This window comes from Streptomyces sp. NPDC087428, from assembly GCF_044744085.1.
GTDB lineage: Bacteria > Actinomycetota > Actinomycetes > Streptomycetales > Streptomycetaceae > Streptomyces.
This window is the reverse complement of record NZ_JBIUXR010000010.1, coordinates 74906-92235: the sequence shown is the minus strand read 5'-3', so window position 1 is coordinate 92235 and position 17330 is coordinate 74906. Positions and strand designations below refer to the sequence as shown.

The following is a 17330-nucleotide window of genomic DNA, read 5'->3' as shown; positions in this document are numbered from 1 at the left end:
CATGGCCGCGGACGTGACCACCGGCGCCCCGCCGCCGGCGGCGAAGGAGACGCCCCCCGCCCCCGGGAACGGCCGGAACCTCGGCCTCGGCCGGCTCTACCTACGGCGCTTCCTGCGCAACAGGCTCGCCGTCGTCGGCGTGGTGATCTTCGTGCTGCTCGTGCTGTTCAGCGCGTTCGGCGGGCTGTTCACCCCGTACACGTACTCCGACACGGACTTCGCCGCACTCACCCAGCCGCCGAGCGCCGCCCACTGGTTCGGCACCAACCAGGGCGGCAACGACATCTACGCCTCCGCCGTGCACGGGCTCCAGCGGTCCCTGGCGATCGCGGTGAGCGTCTCCGTCCTGACCGTCGTCGTCGCGGCGCTCATCGGCTCCAGCGCCGCCTACTTCGGGGGCCGGACCGAGAAGGCGACGCTCGCGGTCATCCACTTCCTGCTGATCGTCCCCTCCTTCCTCATCCTCGCCCTCGTCTCCCACCGGCTGGCCGGCGACTGGCGGGTCCTCATCGTCGTCCTGACGGTGTTCGGCTGGATGTCGACCGCGCGGGTGATCTGGTCCGTCTCGACCTCACTGCGCGAACGGGACTACGTCACCGCGGCCGAATTCATGGGGGTCGGCCCGCTGCGCATCATCCTGCGCCACCTCATCCCCAACCTCGGCTCGCTCCTGATCGTCAACCTGACGCTCGGGGTCGTCGCGACCGTCCTCAGCGAAACCGCCCTGTCCTTCCTCGGGTTCGGCGTCCAGACCCCGGACGTCTCGCTCGGCACGATGCTCGCGGACGGCGCGAGCACCGTCACCAGCGCGCCCTGGCTCTTCGCCTTCCCCGCGGGCCTGGTCGTCCTGCTCACCGTGTCGATGACCTTCGTCGGCGACGGACTGCGCGACGCCCTCGACCCGACGTCCGTGACCGGCGCGGCAGGAGGCCGACGATGACCCACCCGACCACGCTGTCCACGGCCGAGCGGCCCGACGACGCCGCCACCCCGGTCCTCTCGGTACGGGACCTGCGGATCTCCTTCCCCTCGGAGGCCGGAACCGTCGAGGCGGTGCGCGGCGTCGGCTTCGACCTGCTGCCGGGCCGGACCCTCGGCATCGTCGGTGAGTCCGGCTCGGGCAAGTCGGCCACCGCCATGGGCATCATGGGGCTGCTGCCGCCCTCCGCCGCCCTGAGCGGTCAGGTGCTCCTCGGCGGCCGGGACCTGATCGGCCTGGGGGACAAGGCGCTCTCCGGCGTACGGGGCAAGGCCATCGGCATGGTCTTCCAGGACCCGCTGTCCGCGCTCACCCCGATCTTCTCCGTGGGCCGACTGCTCTGCGACACCCTGCGGATCCACCAGGACCTGACGAAGCGGGCGGCCTGGGAGCAGGCCGTCGAACTGCTCGACCTCGTCGGCATCCCGGACCCGCGCAACCGGGCCCGCTCCTTCCCGCACGAGTTCTCCGGCGGGATGCGCCAGCGCGTCGTCATCGCCCTGGCGATCGCCAACAAGCCGTCCGTGCTCGTCGCCGACGAACCCACCACCGCCCTCGACGTCACCGTGCAGGCCCAGATCCTCGACGTCCTGCGGCTCGCGCAGCGGGAGACCGGCGCCGGCCTCGTCCTCATCACGCACGACCTCGGGGTCGTCGCCGGCTACGCGGACGACGTCGCCGTCATGTACGCGGGCCGGTTCGTGGAGCGGGCCGGCGTGGACGAGCTGTTCCGGCGGCCGGCGATGCCGTACACCGCGAGGCTGCTCGCCGCCGTGCCCACCGTGGACAGCGGGGTCCACCGGCCCCTGGTCCCGATCGGCGGGGAACCGCCCGCCCTGGTGGGCCTCCCGACCGGCTGCCCCTTCGCGGACCGCTGCGCGGTGGTGCTGGACGCGTGCCGCACCGAGGAACCCGCGCTCCGGGAGATCGCCGGGCACGGGGACGTGGCCTGCCTGCGCGCCGAGGAGACAGCCGCCGGAACACTCGACCCGGCGGGGAGCGCGGACCGGGCCGGTGCCGTATCCCCGGTGGACGGGGTGGCACCCCGCGCCGAGCCCGGCGAGGTGGTGCTCCGGGTCGAGGACCTCGTCAAGACCTTCCCGGTCACCAAGGGGGCCGTCCTCAAACGCCGGGTCGGCACCCTGCACGCCGTCAGCGGGGTGAGCTTCGAGCTGCGGGCCGGGGAGACCCTGGGCCTGGTCGGCGAGTCGGGCAGTGGCAAGACCACGACGCTGATGGAGATCCTCCGGCTCCGGCGGCCCGAGGGCGGCCGGATCGAGATCGCCGGCACCGACGTCGGTGCGGCGGGCTCCACCGCACGGGTACGGGAGCTGCGCCGGGACGTACAGATCGTCATGCAGGACCCGCTGGACGCGCTGGACCCGCGGCTGCCCGTCCACCGGCTGCTCGCCGAACCCCTCCAGGCCGTCGGGCGGGACCGCGAGTCGATCCGCTCCCGCGTCGGTGAACTGCTCGCGCTGGTCGGTCTGGACGCGGCGGTGAGCGACCGGTTCCCGGCCGCGCTCTCCGGCGGGCAGCGCCAGCGGGTCGGTATCGCCCGCGCCCTGGCGACGGAACCGCGGCTGCTCGTCCTGGACGAGCCGCTCTCGGCCCTGGACGTGTCGGTGCAGGCGGGGGTGATCAACCTGCTGGCCCGGCTCAAGCGTGAACTCGGCCTGGCCTACCTGGTGGTGGCCCACGACCTGGCGGTGGTCCGGTACATCTCCGACCGGGTCGCGGTGATGTACCTGGGGCACATCGTCGAGACCGGCGACACCGAGACGATCTTCTCCGACCCGAGGCACCCGTACACCCGGGCGCTCCTGTCGGCGATTCCGGTGCCCGACCCGCGGCGGGAGCGCACCCGTGAACGCGTCGTGCTGGAGGGCGAGCAGCCGAGCGCCGTCCGGGTGCCTGCGGGCTGTGTCTTCGTGGACCGCTGTCCGCTCTACCGCCTCGCCGGCGAGGACGTACGGCGGCGCTGTCGTACGGAACGTCCCGCGCCGGCCGAGGTGGCGGGGCACCCCGGCCACCGGTACGCCTGTCACGCCGTCTGAGCTCCGGACCCCACCGGTGTCCGGAGCCCCTGTCGCTCCGTCCAGCCCCCCACCGGGCCTCCCGCCCGGCTCCACCGAATCAGAAGGAACCCTCCGCCATGCGCGCAAGACTGGCTCTGCCCCTGGCCCTCGTCGCCGCCGTCTCCGTCGCCGCCACCGCGTGCCAGTCCTCCTCCGGGAAGGACGGGGACGGTCCGGACGGGAAGGACGCCCCCAAGGCCGCGTCGGCCGCCGTCGACTACAACCCGCAGCCGTACGAGAACATCAAGGACGGCGGGACCTACACCACGGTCGGCACCTTCGACGACCAGGGCAACCCGTTCAACGTCAACGCGACGCTGACCGCGTCCCGGGTCTGGGGCTGGTACAACGCCGCCGCGATCACGTACTCGCCCACCGGTGAGGTGCAGTACAACCCGGACTACTACAGCGACGTGAAGGTCGCGGTCGAGGGCGGCGACCAGAAGGTCACCCTGACGATCAACCCGAAGGCCGCCTTCAACGACGGCACCCCGATCGACTGGACAGCGATCAAGGCCACCTGGAAGGCAAACAACGGTACCGACAAGGACTTCGCCGCCTCCTCCACCGACGGCTACGACCAGATCACCTCGGTCGAGCGCGGCGAGAACGCCAAGCAGGCCGTCATCAGCTTCAAGGGTGTCAACGCCTCCTGGTCGACCCTCTTCACCACCTTCCTGCACCCGAAGGCCGCCACGGTCGGGAACTTCAACACGGCGTACGTCAAGAAGGCCCACCCCGAGTGGGGCGCGGGTCCGTACACCGTCGCCAAGTGGGACACCCACTCGGGCAACATCACCTTCGCCCGCAACCCGAAGTGGTGGGGCAGGAAGGGCAAGCTCGACAAGCGCGTCTACGTCAACCTGGAGTCGACCGCGGGCGTCAACGCCTTCAAGAACGGCCAGCTCGACTACACCTCCGCCGTCGACGCGGAGAGCCTCAAGCAGATCAAGGGGCTCAAGGGCACCGAGATCCGCAGCGGCGGCAGCCCCTTCGAGTACTCGCTGTACTTCAACACGAAGTCCGCGGTCCTCTCGGAGACGGCCGTGCGCAAGGCCGTCGCGGAGAGCGTCGACCGCGCGCAGATCGCGAAGATCCAGTTCCAGGGGCTCGACTACAAGGAGCCGCTGCCCGGCTCGGCCGTGCTGTACAGCTTCCAGAAGGGGTACGAGGACAATGTCTCCGCCGTGCTGAGGCACGCACCGGACGAGGCGGGGAAGGAACTCGACGCGGCGGGCTGGAAGCCCGGCGCGGACGGCGTCCGGGTCAAGAACGGCAAGAAGCTCGAAGTCGGGTACACGCTCCTCGGCGACGACCCGCTGGGCAAGGCCACCGCGGGCGCGCTCGCCGCGATGCTGAAGCCGGCCGGCATCCACCTCGTCATCAAGAAGGGCGACGACGCGGACTTCTCCAAGATCCTCAGCGACCGGCGCTTCGACCTCTTCCTCTCGGGCAACCGCTCCATGGACCCGTTCGGCGCCCGCTACCTGTGCGACTTCTACTGCTCGGACCGTGACTCCAACATCACCGGTGCGGGTACGCCGGCGCTGGACAAGGAGATCCGTGCCACCACGGAGATCGCCGACCTCGACAAGCAGTCCGCTGCGGTCAACGAGGTGGAGCGGAAGGCGCTGCGGCAGTACGCGTTCCTGCCGCTGTTCAGCGGTCCCTCGACGTACGGCGTGAAGAAGGGCCTCGCCAACGTAGGCGCGACCATCTTCCACACCCCGCTCCCGGAGACGGTCGGCTGGCAGAAGTGACCCTGGCCCCGGTACGCCTGCGGGGGCGTACCGGGGCCCGCGCCACGGGCCGGGCCGGGCGGGTCAGGCCCGGGTGGCGGCCGGATCCATCCGCACGACCGTCCGGTCCCGCCGGGCCCGTTCCGCGGCCCAGACGACGAGGTGGGACTCCAGGGTCTCGTACGGCCCCGAACCCACCAGCGAACGGTCCCCGCTGGCGACCGCCGCGACGAAGGCCCGCAGGAGCTCGGTGTCGGCGCCGCCGTGTCCGTCGGCGGCGGACGCCCCGCCGTCCGGGTCCAGGTCGAAGGTCTCCTGGGTGTCGGTGAGGAAGTCGTGCAGCGTGATCCGGCGCCCGTCGCCCTCGATCGAGCCGTGGGTGCCGAAGACCCGGGTCTTGCGGAAGTCGAGGGCCGTGAAGGCGGTCATGGTGAACGAGGCGGTGACCCCGCCCTCGTACTCCAGGTTCACCACCTGGTGGTCCACCACGTCGTTGTGCCCCGCGTAGACGCAGGTGCCGTAGGGCCCTTCCGCGAGCGCGGTGTGCAGTCCGGCGGGGGTGACGTCGTCGGTGAGCACGCCGAGCGGCCACTGCTCGTACACCGGGTCCCCGAGGAACCGCTCGTAGATACGGACCGCGGAGTACACACAGGTGCGCTCGACGGGGCAGCTGACACAGCGGTCGCCCGCGCCCTCGGGCTTGTTCTCGGGCCGGAAGTGGTGCAGGCCGCCGAAGGAGGAGACCCGTTCGACGGGGCGGCCGACGAGGTGGCCGAGCCAGTCGATGTCGTGGCTCGACTTGGCCAGCAGCATGGAGGACGACTGCGCCTCGACCGCCCACTGGCCGCGTACGTAGGAGTGGGCCTGGTGCCACCAGCCGACCGGCTCCAGATGCTCGATGCTGACGATGTCACCGATCCGGCCCTCGGTGATCAGCTGCTTCAGCTTCACCGAGTACGCGGTGTAGCGCAGCACATGGCAGACGCCGAGCAGGATGTCGTTGCGCACGGACGCCTCGACGATCCGGCGCGCGTCCGCCTCCGACGGAGCCATCGGCTTCTCGAGCAGGAGGGCGTACCCGAGGTCGGCCAGCGCCACGGCCGGATCGGCGTGCATCCGGTCGGGGGTGGCGACGACCGCGGCGTCGGCGAGCCGGGGACGGGCGGCGAGCGCGGCCCAGTCCTCGAAGACGTTGGCCTCCGGGAGGCCGAACTCCTCGGCGAGGGCGCGCCGTCGGACGGGGTCGGGGTCGGCGACGGCGGTGACGGTCGCCAGGCCCTCGGAGACTGCGATGCGCGCGTACGAGGCCCCCCGGGCCCCGGCGCCGACGATCGCCAGAGTGACGGTCACGGAAAAGTCCTCATTACTTGACGGCACCCTGGAGGATGCCCTTGATGAAGTGGCGCTGGAAGAAGAGGTAGAGCAGGACGATCGGCGTGATCACGATGATCGTGCCGGCGGACAGCAGCGGGATGTTCTGCCCGAACTGCTGGACGAACTTGCCGAGTCCCGAGGGCGCGGTGCGCATCGCCGGATTCTGGATCAGCACCAGCGCGAGCAGGAACTGGTTCCAGGACCACATGAAATACAGCAGGCCGAGCGTGGTGAGCGCCGGTCCCGCGGTCGGCAGCAGCACCTTGGTCAGCGTCCGCCAGCTGCCCGCGCCGTCGACCGCGGCGGCCTCGGTGAGCTCCTTCGGCAGGGACTCGAAGTGGGTGCGCATCCAGTAGACGCCGAAGGGCATGAACAGACCGATGAGCGGCAGGATCACCGCCCAGTAGCTGTTCAGCAGGCCGACGGACCGCAGGTCGTAGTAGAGCGGGATGACGATCGCCTCGTACGGCAGGGCCATGCCCAGCATCAGGACCGCGAACAGGGGGCCCTTGACGCGCAGCCGCATGGACGCCAGGCCGTATCCGGCGAGCGTCGCGAGGATCAGCGCGATCGGTACGACTCCGAGCGCGACCACGGCGCTCGACCTCAGCAGCGAGCCGAAGCCCGCGGTGGTCCAGGCGGTGGCGAAGTTCCCCCACTGGGGATCGGACGGCCATGCGAGCCCCGGTGACAGCTCGGACTGGGGCTGGAGGGCGGCGCTGAAGAGCGCGAGGAAGGGGAAGAGAACCGACGCGGCGGCCAGGATCAGGACGAGCCGGGGCAGGTGCTTGGACATTTCATCGCTCCCGGGTGAGCCTGTTCAGGACGTACATGACCGCGCAGGTGAGTACGGACAGCACGGTGGCGAGCGCGCAGGCGGTGCCCACGCGGCCCGCGGTGAAGACGAGTTGGTAGACCTGGACACCGGGGACCATGGTCGAGTAGCCGGGTCCGCCGCCCGTCATGACGTACACGACGTCGAAGCCCGCGAGGGCGGCGATGACCGTGACGGTGCAGGCGACGCCGATCTCCTTGCGCAGACCGGGAACCGTGATGTGCCAGAACTGGCGCAGCCGGCCGGCGCCGTCGAGGGAGGCCGCCTCGTGGAGCGACGGGTCGATCTTGCCGATGCCGGAGAGCAGCAGCAGGAAGCACAGGCCGGTGGAGACCCAGGTGCCGATGAGGCCCACGGTCGGCAGCGCCCAGGAGAAGTCCCCGAGCCAGGCCCGGGTGAAGTCGCCGAGGCCGACGGCGCGCATGAGCTGGTTGAGCGGGCCGTCCTCGCTGTAGATCCACTTCCAGACGACGCCGACGGCGACGAGGGGGAGGACCTGGGGAAGGAAGATGACGGTACGGATCACCGGCATCGCCCGCCAGGGCACGGAGGCCACCAGCGCGGCCAGCACGAGCCCCAGGCTCACCGGGATGACGGTGTAGAAGAGGATGAAGACGAAGGCGTGGAGCAGGGCGCTGCGCAGCGCGGGCTCGTCGAAGACCGCCGTGTAGTTGTCGAGGCCCGCCCAGGTGGCGACGCCGACGCCGTTCCAGTTCCAGAACGAGAGCCACACGCTGTGCACCCAGGGTGCGATGACGAAGGCGCCGTAGAAGAGGAAGGCGGGCAGGACGTACAGGAGCGGGACGAGACGGTGTCGCCCCGCGCGGTGGGCGGACGGCCTCGCTGCGCGCACCGGGCGGGTGGCGTCCTCGGCCACCCGCCCGCCGCCGACGAGTACATCAGCCATGGGTGGCGGCCCACTCGTCCTGGACGGCCTTGATGAAGCCGTTGGTGTCGGTCTTGCCGGCGAGGAGTTCCTGGGTGCCGGCGGTGAGCTTGTCGTTCATGGTGGCGGTGGCGTTGTTGTTGAAGCCCACGAGGCCGTTCTCCGCGTTGACCTCGGCCCAGGCGGCGACGATGTCGGTCATCACGGTGCCCTTCTCGGGCTTGGCCGCCTTGATGTCCGCGGGCATGAAGCCGGCCTTGAACTGGGCGGCGGACGCCTCGGGGGAGTGCAGGAAGTCCAGGAAGGCCGCAGCCGCGTCGGGGTGCTCGGAGCGGGTGGAGACGGCGTACGCGACGGACGTGCCGATGGCGGTGGCGTGCTCACCGGGGAAGGTGAAGAACCCGGCGTCCTTGCCCAGCTTCGCGCCGATCTTCGCGGCGTCCCAGTTCCCGTCGACGAAGAACAGGCCCTCGCCCTTGGAGAACTTGTCGGTCGCGGTCTGGAGATCGGTGCCGTTGGCGCTCTTGGGGAGGTAGCCCTTCTTCGCCCACTCGCCGACCTTGGTGACGGCGGCGCGGTTGCCCGCGGTGTCGAAGGTGGTGCCCTTCTGTCCGAAGGTCCACTTCGCGGCCGCCTCCGCACCGTCCGCGGACTGGCCGGCGAGCTGGATCGGGAAGGAGGCGTGGCCCTCGGCGTTGCCCAGCTGGAGCGGCGTCTCGCCCGCCTTCTTGGCCTTGGCGAGCGCGGCCTCGAACTCCTCCATCGTGGCCGGGGGCTTGGAGATGCCGAGCTCCGCGGCCTTCGCCTTGTTGTAGTAGACGCCGACGAGCGAGAATCCGGCGGGCGCCGCGTAGAGCTTGCCCTCGCCGAGGGTGGAGCCGTCGGCGGCCACCCGCCACTGGTTGAGCTGGGTGCTGGCGTACGTCGTGTCCCAGCCGTACGCCTTCGCGTAGGGCGAGAGGTCGCGGACGAGCCTGTCCTTGACGGTGGTGCCCACGGAGTTCAGCAGCGCGATGTCCGGCGACTGGTCGGAGGAGAGCGAGAGGTTGAGGCTCTTGTTGTAGTCGTCGTAGTTGGTGTCCTGGTATTTGACCTGCACGTTGGGGTGCTTGGCCTCGAACGCCTCGATGATCGTCCTGACGGCCGCACCCGATTCCGGGGTGGAGACCAGCCTCAGGGTCACGTTCTCCTTGGGCACGCCGGTCTTGACGGGGCCGGTGGACTCGGCGGGGGCGTCGCTGCCGGCGCCCGGCGCGCAGGAGGTCGCGGAGAGCACCACGAACACGGTCCCGGCCAGCATTGTTCTGAGCTTCATCGGGTGGATCGCTTTCGGGAAAGGCGCAGGCGCCATGTGGCAGGATGACGAGTCGGGACACTAGCCGTGTATCCGAGGTTTAGTAAGAAAGTTTTCTATCGAAGTGGCTCATGTCACACGGAGTCCGTCCCGGCACGCAGGGACCGGCGAGGGGATTCGATGAGCGACGCAGAGGTCCCGCCGGGCGGCGACCAGAGCTCTCTCCGGCATCTGAACACCAGCCGGGTGCTGCATCTCCTCTACGACGGCGTCCCGTTGACGATCAACGCGCTCTCGCGGGTGACCGGACTCTCCCGGCCGACCGTGCGCGGCATCGCGACGGCCCTGCTGGAGGCCGGACTGCTCAAGCCGGACGGGCAGGACACGGTCCGCACCGGGGGGCGGCCCGCCCAGCGCTACGCCTTCGACCGGAGCGCGGGCCGCCTCGCCGGCCTCCGCTTCGACGTGGACGGCGTCTGGGCGCGGGTGACGGACCTCGCCGGGGAATCGGCCGTGACGGCGCACGCGCCGCTGCTCCCGGAGGACACCCCGGAACGCCGCATCGACGCGGCGGTGGCGCTCGTCCGGCGGCAACTCCCGACACCGGAAACCCCGTTGTGGGCGGTGGGCGCCGGTACGCCGGGCATCGTCGACAGCGCCGGAACCGTACGGCTGAGCGTCGCCATCCCCGGCTGGACGGGTGTCGAGCTCACCCGTGAGCTGGGTGATCGGCTGGGCTGTCCGGCGGTGACGGCCAAGGACACCAACCTGGCCGCGCTCGCCGAGCACCGGATCGGCGCGGCCCAGGGCACCCCCGACATCCTGTACGTGCAGATGGGGAGCCGGCTCGGCGTGGGTGTGCTGGTCGACGGGCTCCCGTTCACCGGGCGGACCGGGGCGGCGGGCGAGATCGGGCGCCACCCCGAGCTGGGCTGGCAGGACGCCCCGGCGAAGCTCTTCGCGGCGTCGGGCTCGTCGCGCGACAGCGAGGAGGAGGCGGGGGCGCTCGCCTTCGCCCGCGCGGCGCACGGCGACCCGGAGGCGCGGGCCGCGGTGGACGCCTACGCCCGCACTCTGGCGAACGGCATCGGCGCGATGGTGCTGGCCGTCGACCCCCGGCTGATCGTGCTGGGCGGCGGCCTGGCCAAGTCCGGTGCCGTGGTGCTCGATCCGATCCGGATCCGGCTGGCGGAGATCTGTTACGAGGCGCCCCCGCTCGCCCTGACGGCCCTGGTGGACGACGTGGTCAGCGTCGGCGGGGTGGAGGCGGCGCGCGATCTGGTGCGCGCCGGTATGCGGGTGACCGTCGACCGGGTCCTGAACTCCTGACCCGGAGTCGTCCCGACCCGGAGGATTGCGCGAGGCATTGACAGCGGCTGGGGCTCACCGGCACATTGCGGGCACGCTTTCGAAGGAAAGTTACCTACGAAAGTGCTACGTAAGAGCCCTCCCTAAGGAGCAACTGTGAGACGTCGTCCCCTGCGGACCCTGCTCACCGGCATGCTGGCCTCCGCGCTCTGCCTCACGGGCGGCGCACTGAGCGCACAGAGCGCCCACGCGGCCGACTTCCCGCCGAGTCCGGTCTCCAAGCCGGGCTACACCATGGACTTCCAGGAGGAGTTCGACGGCACCACGCTCGACGAGGACAAGTGGCTGCCGTACTACCTGCCCCACTGGACCCCGCAGCGGGAGAACGCCAAGGCGCGCTACACCGTCGCCGACGGCGTGCTCACCGAGCACCTGGACCCGGACACCCCGGCCTGGAACCCCCAGTACGACGGCACGGTGAAGATCTCCAGCATCCAGACCTTCAACCAGGACTGGTGGCACCGCTTCAACTACGACATGCCGAACGACCACCACGAGCCGAAGTTCGACGGATACTCCACCCGGTACGGCTACTTCGAGACCCGGGCGAAGTTCTCGAACGTCGGCGGCGGAGGCCACCAGGCGCTCTGGCTGGTCGGCACCGACGACACCTCCAGCGCCTCGGCCAACTCCGAGATCGACTTCATCGAGACGTTCTTCAGCAAGCCCGAAACCTGGCGCATCGCCGCCTACGGCTGGGGAGACCCCGACTTCCTCGGCTCCTGGAACGCCTCCGAGGACCCGGTGCCCAGCGGGAAGCCGACGCAGGAGTACCACGTCTACGGCATGGAGTGGACGCCGACCGAGCTGAAGTTCTACTACGACAACCAGCTCTTCAAGACCATCAACGACGCACCCAACATGCCCATGGGCATGATCCTCGGCCTGTACACCGACGCGGGCTCCGGCCAGCACAACGACGTCTGGCCCAAGTCGTGGAACGTCGACTACCTGCGGGTCTGGAAGAAGGACGGCGGCTACCCGCAGACGTACGACCGCTACAAGAACCGCCAGACCGGCCAGTACATGCACATCAAGGACAGCACCGGCCGGCTCCAGTACGGCGACGTGCCGGCCACCGACCTGACCTCGCAGTGGGCCCGGGAGACCACCGACGGCCACTACCGCTACAAGAACCGGGCCACCGGGGAGTACCTGAACACGGAGGGCGCGACCGGCACCGTCCAGTACGGGACGTTCCCGGCCACCTGGTGGAGCGGCCAGTGGACCGAGGAGAGCGTCGACGGCCGCATCCGCTTCAAGAACCGTCAGACCGGCCAGTACATGCACACAGAAGGCGCCACCGGATCCGTCCAGTACGGCTCCGTCCCCGCGACGTACTGGACCAGCCAGTGGACGCGCGAACCCGCGCTCTGACCACCGCCTGACCCCCGGGCGCGCCCCCGCAGAGGGGCGCGCCCGCCTCCCTCCTGGAGCCACCCCGATGCGCCAGCCCACCGCCCCCGCCGCTCTCCGTGCCGCTCTCCCGGCCGCCCTCGCCGCCGCCCTGGTCCTCGTGCTGAGCGGCTGCGATGCCGCCCCGGCGCCCGCGCCCGCCCCCGTCGGCGCCGCCGCCCCGGCCTCCCCCACCCCGCAAGGGGGCCCGCCCACGGGCCCGGCGGGCCGCTCCCTCTGGGCGCTCATCGACGACCGGGGCGACACCATCAGGTCGCTGCCGGACGACGACCCGGACGTCACCGCCGTCCGCAGGACCGTCGCCCTGCACTCGGCGGCCACCGACAACCGCGACCACCGGACCCTCGCGGACGGCACGGGCGGCGCAGGCAGTGCCGACAGTGAATACGCCTTCTACTCGGCGGAGTTCACCCGGCAGCTCAAGGCCCAGGGCTACGACCGGCAACTGTCGGCCCTCTACCGCACCAACCGGCTGACCACCCACCAGGTGAAGACCGCCTGGTACCGCTCCACGCTCTACAAGGACCGGGCGACGGCCAAGGCGGAGATGGACACGGTCATGGAGTTCACGGCCGCCGCCCCCAGCTACCTGAAGAAGGGCGGCTTCGCCCTGAACACCCCGTACACCCAGCACCGGACCGTGAGCCTGGCCAAGCAGGGCGGGAAGTGGAAGATCACGGCGATCCGGAAGAGCCCTCTGACGAAGGCGGCTCCGCGCCCGGAAACGTCCTGAGGGGAGGGTGCCCGGCCTCCCCGCATCCCGTGACCCAGGTCATATCGTGCGGGTCGATGACTTCGCCGTGCGTCGCCGGTCATACCTGCGACAACACTCGGACGAGGAAGGCCCGTCATGACACAGACGCTCAACGCCCGCCGTATCGAAGCCGGTTCGCGCGCCGTCTCTCCCTCGGTGTCCCGACGGCTGTCGGCCGGCGCGGTCCTCGCGGGCCCGCTGTTCCTCGGCGCCGGCCTCGTCCAGGGTTCCGTGCGGGAGGGCTTCGACTTCACCCGCAACGCGATCAGCCAGCTCGCCCTCGGCGACACGGGCTGGATCCAGACCGTGAGCTTCCTGCTCACCGGCACCCTGCTGCTCCTCGGGGCGGCCGGCCTGCGCCGCGTGCTGAGACCGGAGCCGGGCGGTACCTGGGGACCGGCCCTGATCGCCGTGTTCGGCGCCTCGTTCCTGGCCGCCGCGGCCTTCCGGGCCGATCCCGGAGGCGGTTTCCCCGTCGGCTCCCCCGACGTGGGCACGGTGAGCGCGCACGGCGCCGGACACATGGCCGCCGGGGGAATCGGCTACCTCGCGCTGTCCGTCGCGTTCCTCGTCCTGGCCCGTCCGCTGGCGGCCCGCGGCCACCGCGGCTGGGCCCTGGCCTCCCGTGTCGCCCCGGTCGTCGTCCTCACCGGGTTCATGGCCTCCGCCGCTTCGGTCCTGGTGTTCACCCTCGGGGCCGGCTCCGGCCTCTGCTGGCTGGCGGCCGTCGTGGTCCGACTGCTCACCGACGCCGCGCCGGACAGCCGCCCGGCGCGGTGACCGCCCCTCACCGTGAGTGCAGCGCCCACTTGCTGCCGTCGACGGACGTCGTGCCCGGCAGCGCGATGAGTTCGGGCTTGAACAGCGGGGGCGCGCCCATCGCGGGCTCCCAGGTCGCCACCGTCTCGTCCTGCGGGACCTCGATCCGCCGCCCCTCGGCGAGATCGGACACCACCCGCAGCAGCAACCGCACCCCGAGCGGCGCCAGATGCTCGCGCCACAGGCTCTGCGCGGTCGAGCCCGGGGGCACGAACAGATGCTCCTGGGCGGCGAGCGGGCCGGCGTCGGTGCGCTCGGTGAGGTGGTAGACGCTCCCGCCCGTGACCTTGTCGCCGTCGCGGACCGTCCACCGGATCGCGTCCCGGCCGCGGTGCAACGGCAGCAGGCTGGGGTGGTACCCGATGGTCGCGATGCCGGCCCTGGCGCGCGTCCGGCGGCCCAGGAAGGCGTGCGAGTGCGCGGCGACGATGACATCGACCCCGTCCGGGACATGCATCGCGCGCAGCTCGGCCGAGTCCGTCCACGGGATGTCCCTGGCGTACGCCCAGGAGCGCAGCCGGTCCCAGGACAGCGCGTTGCCCTCGTCGGACTGCCCCTTGCGTACCCGGGGCGCCGCCGCTCCGGCGATCTTGTGCCCCTCGTCCAGCAGGGCGTCCGCGACCTGCACCGCGAAGGCCCCTCGTCCTGACATGTAGATGTTCACGCGCGCTCCAGGCGGTCGCTGGTCGGGTTTCTGCGGCGGGCGGACACGACCGGACGGGCCGGCCCGCTCACCCGTCGACCTCTTTCAGTCCGGAGTGATCGGGCCGCAGCCGCACCGACAGCGCGGAGAGCCCGGTGAGGAAGTTGGACCGGATGCGCCGCGCCTCGCCGGTCTGCTCGATCCCGGTGGCGAAGTCCCGCAACGCCATGAGCAGTTCGGCGATCTCGACCTTGGCCAGGTACGAGCCGACACAGAAGTGCGGGCCGTAGCCGAAGGCCATGTGCCGGTTGGGGGTGCGGCCGAGGTCGAACGTTCCGGGCCGGTCGAAGACCCGCTCGTCCCGGTTGCCGGAGGCGTGCCAGAGCGTGACGATCTCGCCCGGCCGCAGCCGTACGCCGTGCAGCTCGGTCTCGTGGACGACGCTGCGCCCGAAGTGCATCGTGGGCGACGCCCAGCGCAGCACCTCGTCCACCGCGGTGTCGATCGCGACCTCGCCGTCCTTGAGCCGCCGCCACTGCTCGGGCCGGGCCGCGAGCGTGTGGACGCAGTCGATCATCGTGAGCCGGCTGGTCTCGTCGCCCCCGATGATCAGGCTGTAGCAGTTGAGCACGACGTCCTCGTCGGACAGCGGCACACCGTCGACGGAACTGCCGATCAGCATGCTGATCACGTCGTCTCCCGGCGACTCGCGCCGCAGCTCGACCAGGTCCATGAAGTACATCAGGATCTCGTTGCGGGCCATCTCGGAGTCGACTTCGTCGACGTCCTCGTCGTCGGTCGACAGGGCGGTCTTGGTCTGGGTGAGCAGATGGTCCCGGTCCTCCTCGGGGACGCCGAGCAGGTTCGAGATCGTGGTCATCGGGATCCGGCCGGCGATCTGCCCGGCGAAGTCGCAGCCGCCGTCCTCGACCGCCTCGCGGATCAGCTGCCGGGTGCTGACCCGGACCGCCCGCGCCACCTCGTCGAGCACCCTGGGCGAGAGCACCCGCTGAAGGATCTTGCGCAGCTCGTGGTGCCGGTGCCCGTCCGTGACGGCCAGCATCCGGCCGGCGCCGGCGTCGCCGCCGCCCAGCAGCGTCACGAGCACGTTGCCGCGCTCGGACGTGAAGTTCACGTCGTCCCGGTAGGTGGCCATGATGTCGTCGTGGCGGGAGAGCACCCAGAACCCCCTGCGGCCGCCGGCCGGAGGGTTCCAGTGCACCGGGGCGGTGTCCCGCAGGGTGCGCCAGTACGCGTCGAGGTCGTGGTCCGCGAAGGTGTCCGGGTCGCCCAGGTCCACGGTGCCGGGTGCCGGTGTCCGGGTGGTCACGGTCACCAGTCCGTACGCCAGAACCGGCGCGGCTGGAAGGGGTAGGTGGGCAGGGGCACGCGGTGGCTGGTCTCCCCGAGGTGCAGGGAGGCGAAGTCCACCCGTTCGCCGTTCACCCAGGCGGCGGCGAGACCGGAGAGCGCCGGTGCGTCCGCGCCGGAGGGCACGATCCCGTGGTCGTTGCGCGGGAAGGACTCCACGTCCACCCGCGGGGCGTGGCCGGTGGTGACGGCGGGGCCGCGGGTGGAGCCGGCGGACAGCGCCTCGATCAGCTCCTCGCGGCTGCGGACCACGGCCGCCCACCGGCGGTCCATCACCTTGCGGCCCATGGTGAGGCTGAAGCAGACGTCGTCCAGCCGCAGTCCGGGGTCGGCGGCCAGCCAGTCCTTCAGCCGCGCGCACTGCCGGGCGAGGGCGTCGTCGTCCATGGCGGACAGCGTGGCCAGCCGCGGCCTGCCGACGGCCTCCGGGGCCCGCTCGGCGACGGCCGGCGGCTCCTCCAGCACCAGGTGCGCGTTGTAGCCGCCGCCGCCGAGCGAGGTGATGCCCGCCCGGCGGATGCCGGACTCCGGCTCCCAGTCCGCCGACTCCAGCTGCGGGACGAACGGGGTGCTGGGGAAGTCGAGGTCCTGGTTGATCTCCGTCAGGTTGACCGTCTGCGGCAGCTTCCGGTGGTACAGGGAGAGCGCGGCCTTCATCGCGCCGAAGCCGCCCGACACGACACCGCCGTGGCCCACGTTGCCCTTGACGCCGCCGATCGAGCTGGTGCCGGTCTGCTTGCCGAACGCCATGGTCGCCGCGTGCACCTCCAGCTCGTCGGTCACCGGGAGACCGAGTCCGTTGGCCTCGTACATGGACACGGTGTCCGGGGTGATCCCGCCGACCTCCATGGCAGCGGCGATGCACGCGCTCAGCCGCTCGGGCTGCGCCAGGCCGTAGGCCATCGCGCTGACCCCGTTGTTGTTGACGGCCGAGCCCTTGACCACGGCGTAGATGTGGTCGCGGTCGGCGACGGCCCGGGCCACCGGCTTCAGGAGCAGTGTGACGACCCCGCTGGACAGTGCGGTGCCGGTTCCGTTGGCGTCGAACGGGCGGCAGTGGCCGTCCTTGGACAGGACGCGGTTCTCCTCCCACAGGTGACCGCGGGGGTGCGGGAGCCGGACCATGGCGCCACCGGCTATCGCCAGGTCGGTCTGGCCGAGCAGCAGCGACTGGCAGGCCAGGTGGACCGCGTAGTGGAAGCCGGCGCAGACGGCGGCGAGGGTGACGGCCTCACCGGTCAGCCCCATGTAGTACAGCGCGTTGGACGTCATGGTGTCCGGCGACCACGCCAGGCTCGCCTCGATCGCCTCGGGACCGACCGAGGCCCGGTCCGGCGGGGAGCCGTAGAGCGCGGCGGTCTGCGGGTTGTTGGCGCCGTAGATGCCGACCTCGGCCCTGACCCGGTCCGGGTCGTAGCCGCCGTCCTCCAGCGACTCCCAGGCGCTCTCCAGGAACAGCCGGTTCTCCGGCGTCATCGCGCTCGCCATCCGGTCGCTGATCCCGAACACCGTGGGGTCGAACCGGTCGTAGCCGTCGAGCACTCCGCAGGCCCGTACGTAGAACGGGTTGTGGATCAAGGTCTCGTCGACCATGATCTCGTCCTTGGCCAGGAACGACACGGACTCCCTGCCGTGCACGAGGTTGTCCCAGAACTGTTCCTTGGTACGGGCGCCGGGTGTCCGGCACGACATGCCGATGACGGCCACATCGCCCGGGTCGTAGTCCTGCTCGGGGCTCTCTGTCATGGAAGGCTCCTGCTTCGGGTCGGGTGGG

At 71.0% G+C, this 17330-nt stretch carries 14 protein-coding genes; 7 read left to right on the top strand and 7 right to left on the bottom strand.

The annotated features are described in order from the left end of the window. Position 1 precedes the first annotated feature (1 nt). From ACIO3R_RS22035 to ACIO3R_RS22025, 3 genes are all read left to right on the top strand, one after another. A complete protein-coding gene (locus ACIO3R_RS22035) occupies positions 2-940 on the top strand; it encodes an ABC transporter permease (protein ID WP_385345810.1) in 939 nt (312 codons plus the stop codon). Then, on the top strand, positions 937-3036 hold the full coding sequence (locus tag ACIO3R_RS22030) for a dipeptide ABC transporter ATP-binding protein (RefSeq protein ID WP_402107981.1): 2100 nt from the start codon (positions 937-939) through the stop codon (positions 3034-3036). The genes ACIO3R_RS22035 and ACIO3R_RS22030 overlap by 4 nt, the downstream gene beginning before the upstream one ends. Positions 3037-3134: 98 nt before the next feature. Next, a complete protein-coding gene (locus tag ACIO3R_RS22025; protein ID WP_402107978.1) occupies positions 3135-4817 on the top strand; it encodes an ABC transporter family substrate-binding protein in 1683 nt (560 codons plus the stop codon). A gap of 63 nt (positions 4818-4880) precedes the next feature. Here the strand turns inward: ACIO3R_RS22025 and ACIO3R_RS22020 are convergent, their stop codons facing one another. The 4 genes from ACIO3R_RS22020 to ACIO3R_RS22005 are packed head-to-tail and all read right to left on the bottom strand — an operon-like array spanning position 4881 to position 9206. Next, on the bottom strand, positions 4881-6146 hold the full coding sequence (locus ACIO3R_RS22020) for a Gfo/Idh/MocA family protein (RefSeq protein WP_402107975.1): 1266 nt from the start codon (positions 6144-6146) through the stop codon (positions 4881-4883). A 13-nt stretch (positions 6147-6159) separates the two neighbouring features. Further along, positions 6160-6966, bottom strand: a complete 807-nt coding sequence (locus ACIO3R_RS22015; protein WP_402107972.1) for a carbohydrate ABC transporter permease — start codon at positions 6964-6966, stop codon at positions 6160-6162. A 1-nt stretch (position 6967) separates the two neighbouring features. Next, a complete protein-coding gene (locus ACIO3R_RS22010) occupies positions 6968-7912 on the bottom strand; it encodes a carbohydrate ABC transporter permease (RefSeq protein ID WP_385345817.1) in 945 nt (314 codons plus the stop codon). Next, positions 7905-9206: an ABC transporter substrate-binding protein gene (locus ACIO3R_RS22005; protein WP_402107968.1), complete on the bottom strand. Its 1302-nt coding sequence runs from the start codon at positions 9204-9206 to the stop codon at positions 7905-7907. Before ACIO3R_RS22005 ends, ACIO3R_RS22010 begins: the two co-directional genes overlap by 8 nt. 159 nt (positions 9207-9365) lie before the next feature. Between ACIO3R_RS22005 and ACIO3R_RS22000 the strand changes: the two genes are divergently transcribed. The 4 genes from ACIO3R_RS22000 to ACIO3R_RS21985 all read left to right on the top strand — a co-directional run bounded on the left by ACIO3R_RS22000 (position 9366) and on the right by ACIO3R_RS21985 (position 13503). Then, the gene (locus ACIO3R_RS22000; protein WP_402107966.1) at positions 9366-10514 is read left to right on the top strand and encodes an ROK family protein; all 1149 of its coding nucleotides are present in this window, start codon (positions 9366-9368) and stop codon (positions 10512-10514) included. Positions 10515-10649: 135 nt separating this feature from the next. Further along, on the top strand, positions 10650-11930 hold the full coding sequence (locus ACIO3R_RS21995; protein ID WP_402107964.1) for a family 16 glycosylhydrolase: 1281 nt from the start codon (positions 10650-10652) through the stop codon (positions 11928-11930). Between the two features lie 67 nt (positions 11931-11997). After that, positions 11998-12702: a hypothetical protein gene (locus ACIO3R_RS21990; RefSeq protein ID WP_402107962.1), complete on the top strand. Its 705-nt coding sequence runs from the start codon at positions 11998-12000 to the stop codon at positions 12700-12702. 117 nt (positions 12703-12819) lie between these two features. Then, entirely contained in the window at positions 12820-13503 is a 684-nt protein-coding gene (locus tag ACIO3R_RS21985; RefSeq protein ID WP_402107959.1) for a DUF998 domain-containing protein, read from the top strand. A 7-nt stretch (positions 13504-13510) separates the two neighbouring features. On the opposite strand, the gene ACIO3R_RS21980 is transcribed toward ACIO3R_RS21985, so the two are convergent. The 3 genes from ACIO3R_RS21980 to ACIO3R_RS21970 form a co-directional block, all read right to left on the bottom strand. After that, positions 13511-14206 (bottom strand): formyltransferase family protein, encoded by a 696-nt coding sequence (locus ACIO3R_RS21980; RefSeq protein ID WP_385031930.1) that lies wholly within the window; start codon positions 14204-14206, stop codon positions 13511-13513. A 67-nt stretch (positions 14207-14273) separates the two neighbouring features. Next, positions 14274-15515, bottom strand: coding sequence for a cytochrome P450 (locus tag ACIO3R_RS21975; protein WP_402107955.1), 1242 nt, complete (start codon positions 15513-15515; stop codon positions 14274-14276). Between the two features lie 2 nt (positions 15516-15517). Further along, positions 15518-17302 (bottom strand): beta-ketoacyl synthase N-terminal-like domain-containing protein, encoded by a 1785-nt coding sequence (locus ACIO3R_RS21970; protein WP_402107952.1) that lies wholly within the window; start codon positions 17300-17302, stop codon positions 15518-15520. Positions 17303-17330: the final 28 nt, after the last annotated feature.

Excerpts from the sequence above, each read along its gene's own strand:
- ACIO3R_RS22035 (WP_385345810.1), top strand. The coding sequence starts at position 2 with ATGGCCGCGGACGTGACCACCGGCGCCCCGCCGCCGGCGGCGAAGGAG.
- ACIO3R_RS22030 (WP_402107981.1), top strand. The coding sequence starts at position 937 with ATGACCCACCCGACCACGCTGTCCACGGCCGAGCGGCCCGACGACGCC.
- ACIO3R_RS22025 (WP_402107978.1), top strand. The coding sequence starts at position 3,135 with ATGCGCGCAAGACTGGCTCTGCCCCTGGCCCTCGTCGCCGCCGTCTCC.
- ACIO3R_RS22015 (WP_402107972.1), bottom strand. The coding sequence starts at position 6,966 with ATGTCCAAGCACCTGCCCCGGCTCGTCCTGATCCTGGCCGCCGCGTCG.
- ACIO3R_RS22010 (WP_385345817.1), bottom strand. The coding sequence starts at position 7,912 with ATGGCTGATGTACTCGTCGGCGGCGGGCGGGTGGCCGAGGACGCCACC.
- ACIO3R_RS22005 (WP_402107968.1), bottom strand. The coding sequence starts at position 9,206 with ATGAAGCTCAGAACAATGCTGGCCGGGACCGTGTTCGTGGTGCTCTCC.
- ACIO3R_RS22000 (WP_402107966.1), top strand. The coding sequence starts at position 9,366 with ATGAGCGACGCAGAGGTCCCGCCGGGCGGCGACCAGAGCTCTCTCCGG.
- ACIO3R_RS21990 (WP_402107962.1), top strand. The coding sequence starts at position 11,998 with ATGCGCCAGCCCACCGCCCCCGCCGCTCTCCGTGCCGCTCTCCCGGCC.
- ACIO3R_RS21985 (WP_402107959.1), top strand. The coding sequence starts at position 12,820 with ATGACACAGACGCTCAACGCCCGCCGTATCGAAGCCGGTTCGCGCGCC.
- ACIO3R_RS21970 (WP_402107952.1), bottom strand. The coding sequence starts at position 17,302 with ATGACAGAGAGCCCCGAGCAGGACTACGACCCGGGCGATGTGGCCGTC.